Here is a 14,387-nt window from a genome sequence, read left to right as displayed (position 1 = left end):
GCGCGCCCTACCCCCCCCCCGGCCCGCCGCCACGGCGGACGACCACTCGGCGCCGGGCCGGGGGGGGGGGGGGCCCCCCGGGGGGGGGTGCGGGGGGGGGGGGGGGGGGGCCCCGGCGCCCCCCCCCCCGCGGGTCCGACGGGTCAGGGAGCCGGGTCGAGCAGGACCGGAAGGGTGCCGACCTCGACCGTCCGATCGGCAGGGACGGCCGAGACGGTGCCGTCGAGGTGGTGCACCGCGGTCACCTGCTTCGGTGCCGGGATGCGGGCGGTGCCCGTCGCGTGCCAGACGATCACCAGCTCGGTCCCGTCCCGGTCGAACCGGCACTGCCAGACGCCGACCGGCAGGCCGGCCGCCACGCCGTTCCCGCACGAGTGGATCCGCGTTCCGTGTACCCAGCGGCGCAGTTCCTCGACGTACAGGGCGGCCTGGGTCGGCGGCTGTCCGTCGGGCTGCATCACGATGGGGATCTTGCTGCCGCCCCAGTTGTAGAAGTACATGCGCTGGTAGCGCGCGTACAGCCCGGTGAGGAAGAAGCGGACGGCGTTCGCGGAGGCCGCGGGCTCCTCCAGCGGCTTCTGGAGCGGGATGTCGTACGTGGTGCCCGTGTTCCACAGTTTGGGGTGCGAGCCGCCCTGGTGGAAGGCGCGGTCGATCTCGCCGACCAGGCCGAGCAGCTGTTCGGGCGGGTCCGAGGCGGTGCGCTGGTGCAGTTTGACCCCCGCGACGTCGCAGGAGTCGTATCCGCGCAGTTCGGAGAAGCGCTCCAGCCCGCGCATCCCCTCGGCGTCCCAGAGCCGGCCCATGGAGGGGCAGACGACGGTCGCGTCCGGATCGACGGCGTCGAGCACGGCCTTCGCTTCCCGGGTCATCTCGACCAGGGTTTCCGGGCTCCCGCTGAAGTAGTGAGGGTCGTTGCCCATGACCCAGAGTTCGTAGGCCTCGATGCGGCCCCGGTAGCGGCGGGCCACCGCCGAGACGAAGGCCGTCCAGTCGGCCAGGTCGTCGGGCGGGCTGGTGCGCGATCCGTCGTCGTACGCCGTGTGCGGGCCGCCCGGGCTGGCCCAGTCCGGAGTTCCCCCCATCGTGAAGACCACGGGCAGACCGGCGGTGTTCGCGCCCGCCACCAGCCGGTCGAGGACCGACCAGTCGAATTCGCCGCGCCGCGGCTGGATGTTCGACCACCGGGTCCGGCTGTCCCAGAGGCGGACCGTGTCGACCTGGAAGGTGGGCATGGCTCCGGTCGAGGAGTTGAGCGTCATGCCGAAGAGGCCGTTCGGCACGGGGGTCGGGGCCTGGGTCCACGGCGCGGCCGCGGGGGTGGCGGTCGCGGCGGGCGCCGCGGCCGGACTCCGGCCGGTGGAGTGCGTGGAACCGCTCAGCGAGAGCACCCCCAGCAGGACGAAGGCGAGCGAGGCGACGGCGACGCGGGCGGGCCGGGTCGTCGGCCGGGGTGGCGCGGCGAGGGCGGGCCGGGCCGTGGGGCGAGGTGGCACGTCCGGGGCGGTCACCGGTCCGCTGGCCGGGGCGGTCACCGGACCGGTGGCCGCGGTGGTGGCCGCGTGCTGCGGCCCGGCCGCGGGTGCGCCGGGTGCGGTTCCCTCCTCCCTGTCCGGTTCCGGAGCGGAGGCCGCCACCCAGAGGCGGTACAGGTCGGACAGCTCACGGGTATGCGCACCGCATAATCGAGCGATTCGCTCCGCCGTGCCGAATTCGACGGGAATCACGATCCCCCGGCAATATCGGTGCACCGAGGAGCGGCTCATGTGTGCTTTGCGGGCCAGTGTTTCGTAGCTGTAGCCGCGCCGGTCCTTCAGCTCGGTCAGCAGCTCCGCGAACTGCTGCCGGGCCCTGGCCGATCCGGCCGGACCCGGACGTTTCCCCTCCGTGGGTCCTGCGCTGGACTCGCTCACGGACGATCCCCCCTCAGTGCCGGACATCCGTCCCAGGAGTCGGCATTTATGCAGGTCAGGATGGGCTGATCATCCCAGCGTCCCAGCCTAGTCCACGCCATTGCGGGACGCCTCGGGCTTTCTGCAGGCTGTGTCGCAGCGGGGGCCGAGAGCCACCGCGGACAGACGGCTATATCGGAGGAATGCGCGACATGTCTCTGCTCGATCTGCGCCGCTCGGCGAAAGCCGCAATGGTCGCCATGGTCGCTTTCGCGGGCCTTGCCCTCGTGGCTGCCCAACCCGCTGCGGCGGCCACGGAGGGAGCCACCGGAAGGGAGTGCAACTGGGTCTGCGGGAAGGTGACGAATTCCACCGACCACGGAATCGCCGTCACCCTGGAATGGGGAAATTCCGACGAGGACCGCGTGCGGTGGGAGCGCTGGGTGTTCCCCCATTCGTCCATGGGCGGCGACTTCAGCGGGGTCGACGTCGACGGCGTCTACGTCCCCGGCGGCTGCACGGCGTACGGCGTCCTGGTGGTCGGCCCGGGCATGGCCCCCTTCGCGTGGGGCGGCGGCTGGCACAAGATCTCGGACCCCACGAACGCGGTCATCCACAGCATCTCCTGCTAGACGGCGCCGGGCGTGACCCTTCGGGCACGCCCGAAACCATCGCGAGTCCTGTCCCCCTCGGCGGAGCATCGGCGCCACAGGGGGCAACCACGGGGGAGTTGTCCCCCTGTTCCATCGACAAGGGAGACGAACAATGAAGCGTATGTCGGTCCGTGCGGCGCTCGCCGCGGTGGCGGCCACCGGAATGCTGGCACTGGGGTCGGGGGTCCTGGCGGCCGGTCCGGCCCAGGCTTCCGATCATGAGGTTCTGGGGTGCCCGTCCGGCTTCGCGTGCATCTACACCGAGGGCGTGGGCTCGACCACCGTGTCGCAGAAGTGGGACCACGCCGGCACGTACAACCTCAGCGGCCAGGAGAACTATCACTGGATCCTCAACAACCAGACCCAGAACTGGAAGTTCAAGCTCTGCACGGGCTACGGCGGCGGCGGCAGCTGCGAGGACATGGGCATCGACACGTGGCGGTGGCGCAACCTCACGCCGGTCAACTCGGTGATCGTCTCGCCGTAACGGCGGGCCGGGGCCTTTTCGGGCCCCGGCCGAAAGGATCGCGGCGGCGGCCGCGACTCCCGGACATCGACGCTGCGGGGGCCCGCCCGGGGCCCCGAGCGATCCGGCATTCCGACAGGAGGAGGCAGTGATGACTCGTACGACTTCCACGGCACGGCGTACGCGGCTCGGCGCGAAGGCGGCCGCGGTGCTGGCCACGGTGGCTCTGGCCGTGGGCGTGGGCGCCCTGGCGGCGGCCCCGGCCGAGGCCACCACGGCCAGCCTGTGCCGCTACGCGGACCCGGCCTGCACCGGCTGAGTCCCGGCCGCGCGCGGAGCCACGGGCCCCGGGGGAATTCTCCCGGGGCCCCCTCTGTTCTGCCGGGTGTGGCAGAAAGTTCGAGTTTCAACTAAACTCGACGCAGAAGGAGGTTCCGACCATGCCTGCAGTGACTGTGGAGAACCCGTTGACGCTCCCCCGCGTCGCGGAGCCCGCCCAGGAGACGACGACCGCCCGCAAGGTGCTGGCCGTCACGACCGCCCCGGGTGGGTTCGAGGGCGAGGGGTTCCCGGTACGTCGCGCGTTCGCCGGGATCAACTACCAGTACCTCGACCCGTTCATCATGATGGACCAGATGGGTGAGGTGGAGTACGCGCCGGGCGAGCCCAAGGGCACCCCCTGGCACCCGCACCGCGGCTTCGAGACCGTCACCTACCTGATCGACGGAACCTTCGTCCACCAGGACAGCAACGGCGGCGGCGGAGTCATCAACGGCGGTGACACCCAGTGGATGACCGCCGGCGCGGGCCTGCTGCACATCGAGGCTCCGCCGGAGTCGCTCGTCGTGTCCGGCGGACTCTTCCACGGCCTCCAGCTGTGGGTGAACCTCCCCGCCTCCGACAAGATGATGCCCCCGCGCTACCAGGACATCGGCGGCGGCCAGGTGCAGCTGCTGGCCTCCCCCGACGGCGGCGCCCTGCTCCGCGTGATCGCGGGCGAGCTGGACGGCCACCAGGGCCCCGGCATCACCCACACCCCGATCACGATGATCCACGCGACGGTGACCCCCGGCGCGCGGCTCACCCTTCCGTGGCGCGAGGACTTCAACGCCCTGGCGTACGTCATGGCCGGCCGCGGCACGGTCGGCGAGGACCGCCGGCCCGTCCACACCGGGCAGACGGTGGTCTTCGGCGAGGGCGGCTCGCTGACCCTGCGGGCGGACGAGAGCCAGGACTCCAACGCCCCGGCGCTGGAGATCGTCCTCCTCGGCGGCCGGCCGATCCGGGAACCGATGGCGCACTACGGTCCGTTCGTCATGAACAGCCAGCACGAACTGCAGCAGGCGTTCGACGACTTCCAGGCCGGCCGGCTGGGCCGCATCCCCACCACGGCGCGCACCGGTCTCGGCCACCGCGGCACGGGCGAGGCGTCGGACGCCTGACGGACCTTGACGGACCTTGACGGGCTGACCAACTGACGGGCGGGGGGGGGGGGGGCCCCGGCGGGCGCCCCCCCCCCCCGGCGCCCCCCCCGGCCCCCCCCCCCCCCCCCCCCCCCCCCCCCCCCCCCCCCCCCCGCCCCCCCCCCGGCCCGCCCGGGGGGGGGGCGGTCGCTCGCCCGGAGTTTTGCGGTCTTGGGGGCCGCCCCCAGTGGGGGGGGGGCGGGGCACCCCCCGCGCCCCCCCCCCCGCTTTTCCGTGCCCGTGCCCGTCTCCGCCCCCGCCCCGCCCTCGTACCGCGACCGCAGCTCCGCGATGATCCCGAACACGGCCGCGGTCAGCGGGACGGCGAGGAGCATGCCGAGGATGCCGGCGACGCTCGCGCCGGCCGTGATGGCCAGCATCACCACCGCCGGGTGCATCTGCACCGTGCGGCTCTGCACCAGGGGCTGGAGCACGTACCCCTCGATCATCTGGACCGCCAGGACGAGACCCAGCGTCCACAGGCCGGTCACCCAGCCCCGGTCGGCGAGGGCGACGAGGACCGCCACGGCTCCCGACAGGAACGCGCCGAGGTAGGGGATGTACGCGGTCACGAACACCAGGGCGGCCAGGCCCACGGCGCCCGGCACGTCCAGGACCAGCAGACCCGCGCCGATCAGCACGGCGTCGACCAGGGCCACGAAGGTGGTCCCGCGCATGAAGCCCTCGACGGCCTCGTAGGCGCGCCGCCCGATCGCCTCCATCAGGTCGCCCGAACGGCTCGGCACCATCGAGCGGAGCGTTCCCACGGCCCGGTCGGAGTCGCGGAGGAAGAAGAAGATCAGCACCAGCGACAGCAGGGCCGTCGCGATCATCGTCCCGACCACGCTGAGCCCGGTGACCACGCCCGAGGCGGCCGTGCCGCCGAACTTCGCGAGCAGGTCCCTGGAGTTCTCGGCGATGTCCTCCACGGAGGTCCCGAGCGCCCCGAAGTGATCGGCGACGCTCTGGCCGGCCCGTCGCAGGGCGTCGACGATCTGGTCGCCCGTCTCGAGGAGGGCGAGGACCACGACGTACGCGGCCCCGCCGACGACGGCGATCACGGCGAGGCAGGTGAGGGCCGCCGCGAGCGAGCGGTTGACCTTCCTGCCGACCAGCCGGCGGTGCAGCGGACCGAGCAGGGCCGTGCCGAGCACGGCGAGCAGGACGGGCGTGACCACCAGCTTGAAGACGGTGCACAGCCACACGACGAGGGCCAGTACGGCGGTCACGAGGAGGACGACGACGCACCAGGCGGCGAGTCGCCGCACGGGTTCGGGCAGCGGAGGAGTCGGCACGCTGTATCCAAGCACGGGAGGGGCCCCGCGCCCGGGCGTCAGTCCAGCCGGTCGGACTCCGGTTTGGAGCGCTCGGCGAGTTCGAACCAGGTGGACTTGCCCTCGCCGCGCGGATCCACGCCCCAGGCGTCCGCCAGCATCTCCAGCAGCAGGACGCCGCGCCCGCTCGACGCCATCTCGCCCGGCTGGCGCTTGTGCGGCAGCTCGTCGGAGCCGTCCGCCACCTCGACCCGCAGCCGGCGCGCGCCCCGTTCACCCACCGCCTGCGCCGTCAGCAGGGCGTCCCCGTCCGTGTGCACCAGGACGTTCGTCACCATCTCGGAGACCATCAGCACCGTCGCGTCCACCTGCTCCGGGTCCGCCCAGTCGTGCAGCAGCTCCCGGATCTGCTGGCGCACCCCCGCGACCCGCTCCGGCTCGGCCTGCGCGACCGTCAGCATGGTCCGCCGGGTCGGCACGGACGGGTGCAGCAGCGGGGTCGCGCAGCCGCAGCCCGCGCCCTCGCGGCACAGCAGGACGACGGCTATGTCGTCCTCGCGCCGGTCGGCCAGCGGGCCCGTGGTGTGGTGCGAGGACGGGCCGTGCACCGCCTGGACCAGCAGGTCGGCCAGTCGTTCGAGGTGCGGGGGCTCGAGGTGGCGGGGCTCCAGGCCCTCGGGGTCCCGCAGCGCGTCCTGCGCGTCCTGCGCTTCGGACACGTCCTGTGTGTCCGATTCCAGGATCGCCCGCAGCCGGGCCCAGCCCGTGTCGAGGTCGTGTCCGCCCGTCTCGATGAGCCCGTCGGTGCACAGCATCATCGTCTCGCCCGGTTCCAGGGTGAAACGGGTCGTCGGGTAGTCGGTGTCGGGCACGATGCCGAGCGGCAGCCCGCCGGCGGTGGGCCGGATCAGGACCGTGCCGTCCGTCATCCGGATCGCCGGGTCGGGGTGCCCGGCGCGGGCCACCTCCAGCAGGCCGGTCTGCGGGTCGCACTCCACGTACAGGCAGGTCGCGAAGCGCGGGCTCTGGAAGTCGGCGTCGTCCGAGTCGGCCGTGTCGTCCGGTGCCTCCTGGGTCGAGCACAGCCCGGCCAGGAAACGGGAGGCGCGCGAGAGCACCGCGTCGGGCCGGTGGCCCTCGGAGGCGTACGCGCGCACCGCGATCCGCAGCTGCCCCATCAGCCCGGCGGCCCGGACGTCGTGGCCCTGGACATCGCCGATGACCAGCGCGAACCGTTTCGACGGCAGCGGGATCATGTCGTACCAGTCGCCGCCGACCTGGAGCCCGCCGCCGGTCGGGACGTAGCGCGCGGCGATCTTCATGCCCGGGATCTCGGGGCCGAGCTGGGGCATCATCGACCGCTGCAGGCCGGTGGTGAGTTCCCGCTCGGATTCGGCCACCCCGGCGCGCTGGAGCGCCTGCGCGAGCATCCGGGCCACGGTGGTCAGGACGGAGCGCTCGTCCGGGGAGAAGGACACCGGGTGTTTGAAGGCGGCCATCCACGCGCCCATGGTCCGTCCGGCCACGATCAGCGGCAGGAAGGCCCAGGAGATCCGGCCGAAGCCCTGGGCGAGCGGCCAGGTGGCCGGAAAGCGCCGCTTGTAGTCCTCGGGGCTGGGGAGGTAGATCGCCCGCCCGGTACGGACCACCTCCGCGGCCGGGTAGTCGGTCTCCATCGGCATGTCCGCGAAGGGGCCCTCGTCCCCGGGGTCGTGCCCGTGGTGCCCGATGATCGACAGCCGGTCGCCGGACACGCCGAAGACGGCCAGCCCGTCGGGGATGAAGCCGGGCATGGAGAGCGAGGCCGCCACCCGCAGGACCTCGGCGGTGGAGCGGGCCTCGGCCAGCGCCCGCCCCGCGTCCAGCAGGAACGCCTCGCGCGAGCGGCGCCAGTCGCCGGTGATGGGGGTGTGCACGGCCGTGGTGCCGGGCTGGGCCTCGGCGATCTCCTGGATGGTGCCGATCAGCTCGTAGTCGATGCGGCCGTCGGCCGTCCGGTTCGCCACCGGCTTCGAGCGGCTCCGTACGGTGCGCAGCACGCGCCCGTCCTCGTCCATGATCCGCAGCCGTGCCTCGGCGAGGGTGCCTTCGGCGACCGCGAGGTTGACGATGCCGTTGATCTCGTTCCAGTCCACCGGGTGGAACCGGGAGCGTACGGCGACCTCGGGCAGGTCCACGGGCTCGGCGGGCAGCCCGAGCAGCCGGGCGGCCTCGCTGTCGAGGGTGACCGTCCCGGAGGCGTTGTCCCATCGCCACAAGCCGGTCGCGATGGCGGCCAGGACGTCCTCTGTGCGCACCCCGTCATCTTGACAGGTCATACGCCTGACGTGCCTGTTCGCCGTCCCGTGCGGGCGCGCCCGCACGGCACCCGGCCCGGACGGTAACCTTGGGACGGTTGAATCCACCCTGGTATCCCGTAGAACTGGATGACTGATGCATCGGTACAGGTCCCACACGTGCGGCGAGCTCCGTGCCTCCGACGTCGCTTCCGACGTCCGGCTGAGCGGCTGGCTGCACAATCGTCGAGACCTGGGCGGCATCCTCTTCATCGATCTGCGTGACCACTACGGCATCACGCAGCTCGTGGCCCGTCCCGGTACCGCCGCGAACGAGGCGCTGAGCGCGGTCACCAAGGAGACGGTCGTCCGGATCGACGGCAAGGTCGTCTCGCGCGGCGCTGACAACGTCAACCCGGAGCTGTCCACCGGCGAGATCGAGATCGAGGTCTCGGCGGTCGAGGTGCTCGGCGCCTCCGCCCCGCTGCCCTTCACGATCAACACCGACGACGGGGTGAACGAGGAGCGGCGCCTGGAGTACCGCTTCCTCGACCTGCGCCGCGAGCGCATGCACCGCAACATCATGCTGCGCTCGGCCGTCGTCGCCGCGATCCGCTCCAAGATGGTGGCCCTCGGCTTCAACGAGATGGCGACCCCGATCCTCACCGCGACCTCCCCCGAGGGCGCCCGTGACTTCGTCGTCCCGTCCCGCCTGAACCCGGGCAAGTTCTACGCCCTGCCGCAGGCGCCGCAGCAGTTCAAGCAGCTGCTGATGATCTCGGGCTTCGACCGCTACTTCCAGATCGCGCCCTGCTTCCGCGACGAGGACGCCCGCGCCGACCGCTCGCCGGGCGAGTTCTACCAGCTCGACGTCGAGATGTCCTTCGTCGAGCAGGAGGACGTCTTCCAGCCGATCGAGCGCCTGATGACCGAGCTCTTCACCGAGTTCGGCGGCGGCCGTGAGGTCACCTCCCCGTTCCCGCGGATCCCGTTCCGCGAGTCGATGCTGAAGTACGGCAACGACAAGCCCGACCTCCGCTCCAAGCTGGAGCTCGTCGACATCACCGACGTGTTCGAGGGCTCGGAGTTCAAGGCGTTCGCCGGCAAGCACGTGCGCGCCCTGGCCGTCCCGGACACCGCTGCCCAGCCGCGCAAGTTCTTCGACGGCCTCGGCGAGTACGCGATCTCGCTGGGCGCCAAGGGCCTGGCCTGGGTCCGCGTGGGCGAGGACGGCGGCCTGACCGGCCCGATCGCCAAGTTCCTCACCGAGGAGAACGTCAAGGTCCTCACCGAGCGTCTGGGCCTGGCCGCGGGGCACGCCGTGTTCTTCGGGGCGGGTGAGTTCGCCGAGGTCTCCAAGATCATGTCGGGCGTGCGCGTCGAGGCCGCCAAGCGCGCCGGCCAGTTCGAGGAGAACGTCTTCCGGTTCTGCTGGATCGTCGACTTCCCGATGTACGAGGCGGACGAGGAGACCGGCAAGATCGACTTCTCGCACAACCCCTTCTCCATGCCGCAGGGCGGGATGAAGGACCTCGAGGAGAAGGACCCGCTCGACATCCTGGCCTGGCAGTACGACATCGTCTGCAACGGCATCGAGCTGTCCTCGGGCGCCATCCGCAACCACGAGCCCGAGGTCATGCTGAAGGCCTTCGCGATCGCCGGTTACGAGGCCGAGACCGTCGAGCGCGAGTTCGCGGGCATGCTCCGCGCGTTCCGCCTCGGCGCCCCGCCGCACGGTGGCATCGCCCCGGGTGTCGACCGCATCGTGATGCTGCTGGCCGACGAGCCGAACATCCGCGAGACCATCGCCTTCCCGCTGAACGGCAACGCCCAGGACCTGATGATGGGGGCGCCCACCATCCTGGAGGAGTCCCGTCTGCGCGAGCTGAACATCGCCCTGCGCAAGCCGGTGGAGACCAAGACCACCGAGCCGGTGGAGAAGTCGGTCAAGCCCCACCAGTAGGCCGGAGCGGCCGCCGTACGCCCCGAACGGCCCCCGGCGGCAAGGCAAGGGCGGCCCGCCGCCGGGGGGCGGGGGGCGCCCCCCCGCGGGGGCACAAGACAACCAGGCACAATAAGACGGGCGCCCCGGGGCCCGGGCGGCCCCTGCGCGCCGGGCGGCGCCCCCCCCACCCCCCGCTCCCCCGCCCCCCCCCCCCGTGGCCGGTGGCGCCGGCCTCCGGTCAGAACTTCTCCAGGATGCCCTTGAGCAGGGCGGCGGAGGTCAGCTCGGCCGGGGCGGGGCCGGCGTGGAAGAAGCCGGCGTTGTCGGCGTCCAGCTTGCGCAGGAAGTCGAAGGCCTTGGACTCGGGGTCACCGAAGGCGACGAACTGCCAGTGGATGTCGTACGCGGCCGCGTCGGCGATCGCCTGCCGGGCGGGCTGACGGTTGTCGGGGGCGCCGTCCGTCTGGAACACGACGAGGGCGCGGCCCTCGCCTCCGTCCTTCTGGTACCGGGCCAGGACTTCCTCGACGGCGCGGTGGTAGCTGGTCCGCCCCATGCGGCCGAGCTCGGCGTGCCGGGCCTCGACCCAGGCGCCGTCGTGGGCGTCGAGGGTGAGGTCGGCGGTCCCGTCCACGTCCGTGGAGAAGAACACCGTGTGCACGGTGGCGTTCTCGTCGAGGTGCGCGGCGAGGGCGAGGGCGTGGTCGGCGAGGTACTGGGCGCTGCCGTCCTTGTAGAACGGCCGCATCGACCCGGAGCGGTCGAGGACGAGGTAGACCGTGGCGCGCGCCCCGGTCTTCCCCCGGGCCTTGAGCACCTGGCCGGCGGCCTTGTGGGCCCCGGCCAGCGCGGGCGCCTGCCGCTTCACCGCGGCGAGGGCGTGCGCGGGGCCGCCGACTGCGACGGGCTCGGCCTCGGCCTCGGGTGCGGCTTCGGGCTCCGGTGCGGCGTCGGCTTCCGGTGCGGCTTCGGCGGCGAGCGCGGTTTCCGGCTCGGCGTCGGCTTCGAGTCCGGCCTCGGCCTCGGCCTCGGGTGCGGCGTCGGCTTCCGGTGCGGCAACGACCGCATCGGCGGCGAGGACTTCGGCTTCGGCGGCGAGGGGCTCCGCCTCGGCGGAGGCCGCGAGCGGCTCGGCCTCCGTCTCCGGCGTGGCGGCGTCGGCCGGCTCGGCCTCCGTCTCCGCTTCCACGGCTGCTTCCGCCACGGCGGCGACGAGAACCTCTTCGGCCTCGGCCGCTACCGGCTCGACGGTGTCCTGAGCCTCGGGCTCCACGGCCTCCGGCTCGACGGCGGGGGCCGTGGCGGCCTCGGCCGTGACCGGCTCCGTGACCGGCTCCGTGACCGGTTCCGCTTCGGCGGCAACGGCGGCCAGGGGCTCTGCCTCCGCCTCTGCGGCCGTGGCCGCGAGCGGCTCGGCGTCCGCCGGCTCGACGACGTCCGCCTCGGCTTCGGCTTCCCCCTCAACGACCTCGGCAACGGCCTCGGCCTCAACCGGGGTCTCCGCCTCGGCGGCCTCGGCGGCGGCCTCGGTCTCCACCGCGGCCTCGGCCGGTACCGGCTCGGCAACCTCCGCCTCGGCGGCGGGAGTCCCGGCCGCTTCGGCCGCGACGGGCTCCGGCTCGGCAACGGCCGCGGCCGGCTCGGCGGTCGCCGTCTCCCGTGCCGCGGGCGCATCGGTGGCGTGGCGGCGGGCCTCCGGGACCGTGGGGTCCGGGGCGGGGGCGGCGGCCGGCGCCGGGGCCGTGAGGACGGTGCCCGGCTCGCGGTCGCGCGGTGCGGACTGCGGGGGGACGGTGGGGTTGTCGAAGGACGCCGCGACCAGTTCGGCCGCCGCGTCCAGGGGGGTGCGTTCGGTCTGGCTCGGGAGGGCCGCCGAAGGGGCGCCGGTCGTCTCCGGAACCGCCTCAGTGGTCCGTCCGAATACCTTGCGCAACAAGCTCCGAATACCCATGGGCCAGGCCTTTCGCATGAGTGCGTGCGTCATTTGTCCGTACTGCGCGGTAGATCCTTGCCCAGAGCGGACACGTAAGGTTATCGGCCCCTTGGCTGGAACTTCGGCAGGGGCACCCTTCGTGGCGCCCTGTGCCCTCCTTTACCTCTCCCGCCTCCGAACTCCCGCTCCGACGTGCCGGATTCACCCGGCGTTCATCCGTGCGCCGCCGCTTCGGCGCACCCCGCGCCTAGCGTCACCGACGGATTGTTCCGACACGTTGTCGGGGACCGGGTATCAACGGAGGACATTCGTGCGCAAGCTCCTGCCGCTCATCGGCACCCCGCATGGGGGCGGCCGTTCCGCCCTCACCTGCCGCTACCGCTGTGGCGACGCCTGCTTCCACGAGGTGCCGAACACCAGCGACAACGAGTACGCCGGCGATGTCATAGCCCGCGCCTACTCGCGCCGGTCGATGCTCCGCTCGGCCGCCGTCGTCACGGTCGCCTCCGCCGCCGGTACCGCCCTCACCCTGAGCGGCAACGGCTCCTCCGCCAACGCCAACCCCGCCGCCGATACCCAGAGCGCGGCCGGCGGAGCGGGCGGCAACGCCGACGGAGCCCGCGGCCTGCGCTTCAAGCCCGTCGCGCCGAACACCGCCGACAAGGTCACCGTCCCCGAGGGTCACGAGCAGAACGTGGTCATCCGCTGGGGTGACCCGATCGTCAAGGGCGCGCCCGCGTTCAACCCCGACCGGCAGACCGCCGCCGCGCAGGCCGGTCAGTTCGGCTACAACAACGACTTCCTGAGCCTCCTCCCGCTCGGCGACGGCTACGAGCGCCAGCAGCTGCTCGTGGCCAACCACGAGTACACGGACGAGATCCTCATGTTCAAGGGCTACGACCCGGCCAGCCCGACCCGTGAGCAGGTCGAGATCGCCTGGGCCGCGCACGGCCTCGGCGTCGTCGTGGTCCAGGAGGACCACCGCAGCGGCAAGCTGACCGCGGTCAACCGCCACCAGCTCAACCGCCGCCTCACCGCGACCAGCGAGTTCAAGCTGACCGGTCCGGCCGCGGGCAGCGCCCTGCTGAAGACCTCCGTGGACGCCACCGGCACCAAGGTGCTCGGCACCCTCAACAACTGCGCCGGCGGCACCACCCCGTGGGGCACCACCCTCCACGGCGAGGAGAACTTCAACCAGTACTTCGCCAACGCCGGCCAGGTGACCGACCCGGTCGTGGCCGCCCGCCTGAAGCGCTACGGCGTGACCGCCGGAGCCACCGAGCGCAAGTGGGAGCGGTTCGACAAGCGCTTCGACGTCGCGCAGGAGCCCAACGAGTCGCACCGCTTCGGCTGGGTCGTCGAGCTCGACCCGTACGACCCCAAGTCCACCCCGCGCAAGCGCACCGCGCTGGGCCGCTTCAAGCACGAGGCCGCGCAGCCCCGGCTGACCGAGGACGGCCGCCCGGTCATCTACATGGGCGACGACGAGCGCTTCGACTACTTCTACAAGTTCGTCTCCTCGAAGCAGATGAAGAAGGGCGAGTCGCGCGCGGCGAAGGAGCACAACCTCACGCTGCTGGACGAGGGCACCCTCTACGTCGCCAAGCTGACCGGCGACTCGCCGGCCGCCGGGATCGACGGCACCGGCAAGCTTCCCGCCGACGGCGAGTTCGACGGCTCCGGCGTCTGGATCAAGCTCGCCACCGGCAACGTCTCGCACGTCGAGGGCATGACCGCCGAGGAGGTGTACGTCTTCACGCGCGAGGCCGCCGACAAGGTGGGCGCCACCAAGATGGACCGCCCCGAGGACGTCGAGCCCTCCCCGCGCACCGGCCGCGTCTACATCGCGCTGACCAACAACACCGACCGCGGCAAGGCCGGCAAGGCGGGCGCGGACGAGGCCAACCCGCGCAACCTGAACAAGCACGGGCAGATCCTGGAGCTCGCCGAGAACTTCGACGACCCGGCGGGCGACGGCTTCGCCTGGCGTCTCTTCCTCGTCGCCGGTGACCCGAACGACCCCGCGACCTACTTCGCGGGCTTCCCGAAGGAGAAGGTCAGCCCGATCTCCTGCCCGGACAACGTGGCGTTCGACTCGCACGGCAACCTGTGGATCTCCACGGACGGCAACCAGCTCGGCTCCCACGACGGCCTGTTCGGTGTCGCGACCGCCGGTGAGCGCCGCGGTGAGCTGAAGCAGTTCCTCACGGTGCCGCGCGGCGCCGAGACCTGCGGTCCGCTCATCCAGGACAAGCGGGTCCTGGTCTCCGTCCAGCACCCGGGCGAGATCGACGGCGCGTCCGTCGAGAAGCCGCAGTCGGTGTGGCCCGACGGACCGGGCAAGATCGTCCGCCCGGCGGTCGTGTCGGTCTGGCGCAAGGACGGCAAGAACATCGGAGTCTGATCCGGTGAGTTGAACACCACGGGGTGGATGTTTCACGTGAAACATCCACCCCGCACGGGTGTTTCACGTGAAACACGCACC

The 14,387-nt window shown here is 72.3% G+C and carries 9 protein-coding genes and 1 pseudogene; 6 read left to right on the top strand and 4 right to left on the bottom strand.

The window, feature by feature from the left end; all coding sequences use genetic code 11:
• Positions 1-143 precede the first annotated feature (143 nt).
• Positions 144-1,913, bottom strand: a complete 1,770-nt coding sequence (locus ACWF9Z_RS18400) for a helix-turn-helix domain-containing protein (RefSeq protein ID WP_453603315.1) — start codon at positions 1,911-1,913, stop codon at positions 144-146.
• A 191-nt stretch (positions 1,914-2,104) separates the two neighbouring features.
• Between ACWF9Z_RS18400 and ACWF9Z_RS18395 the strand changes: the two genes are divergently transcribed.
• From ACWF9Z_RS18395 to ACWF9Z_RS18380, 4 genes are all read left to right on the top strand, one after another.
• Positions 2,105-2,524: a hypothetical protein gene (locus tag ACWF9Z_RS18395; protein ID WP_453603313.1), complete on the top strand. Its 420-nt coding sequence runs from the start codon at positions 2,105-2,107 to the stop codon at positions 2,522-2,524.
• Positions 2,525-2,657: 133 nt separating this feature from the next.
• A complete protein-coding gene (locus tag ACWF9Z_RS18390; protein ID WP_453603312.1) occupies positions 2,658-3,032 on the top strand; it encodes a hypothetical protein in 375 nt (124 codons plus the stop codon).
• A 130-nt stretch (positions 3,033-3,162) separates the two neighbouring features.
• Entirely contained in the window at positions 3,163-3,330 is a 168-nt protein-coding gene (locus ACWF9Z_RS18385) for a hypothetical protein (protein ID WP_453603309.1), read from the top strand.
• Positions 3,331-3,451: 121 nt separating this feature from the next.
• Positions 3,452-4,453, top strand: coding sequence for a pirin family protein (locus tag ACWF9Z_RS18380; protein ID WP_453603307.1), 1,002 nt, complete (start codon positions 3,452-3,454; stop codon positions 4,451-4,453).
• Between the two features lie 218 nt (positions 4,454-4,671).
• On the opposite strand, the pseudogene ACWF9Z_RS18375 reads toward ACWF9Z_RS18380, so the two are convergent.
• Positions 4,672-5,769 (bottom strand): annotated as a pseudogene (locus tag ACWF9Z_RS18375) (AI-2E family transporter); the annotation flags it as partial.
• 38 nt (positions 5,770-5,807) lie between these two features.
• A complete protein-coding gene (locus tag ACWF9Z_RS18370; RefSeq protein WP_453603305.1) occupies positions 5,808-8,045 on the bottom strand; it encodes a SpoIIE family protein phosphatase in 2,238 nt (745 codons plus the stop codon).
• A 136-nt stretch (positions 8,046-8,181) separates the two neighbouring features.
• Between ACWF9Z_RS18370 and aspS the strand changes: the two genes are divergently transcribed.
• The gene (aspS, locus tag ACWF9Z_RS18365; RefSeq protein ID WP_453603303.1) at positions 8,182-9,987 is read left to right on the top strand and encodes an aspartate--tRNA ligase; all 1,806 of its coding nucleotides are present in this window, start codon (positions 8,182-8,184) and stop codon (positions 9,985-9,987) included.
• A 220-nt stretch (positions 9,988-10,207) separates the two neighbouring features.
• Here aspS and ACWF9Z_RS18360 read toward each other — a convergent pair whose 3' ends face one another.
• On the bottom strand, positions 10,208-11,902 hold the full coding sequence (locus tag ACWF9Z_RS18360) for a VWA domain-containing protein (protein ID WP_453603301.1): 1,695 nt from the start codon (positions 11,900-11,902) through the stop codon (positions 10,208-10,210).
• Positions 11,903-12,212: 310 nt separating this feature from the next.
• Between ACWF9Z_RS18360 and ACWF9Z_RS18355 the strand changes: the two genes are divergently transcribed.
• Positions 12,213-14,306, top strand: a complete 2,094-nt coding sequence (locus tag ACWF9Z_RS18355; RefSeq protein ID WP_453603299.1) for a PhoX family protein — start codon at positions 12,213-12,215, stop codon at positions 14,304-14,306.
• The last annotated feature ends 81 nt before the right edge of the window (positions 14,307-14,387 follow it).

The organism is Streptomyces sp. NPDC054961 (genome assembly GCF_053609145.1).
Note: the sequence above shows the minus strand (reverse complement) of the source record. Positions and strands in the feature narration are given on the sequence as shown.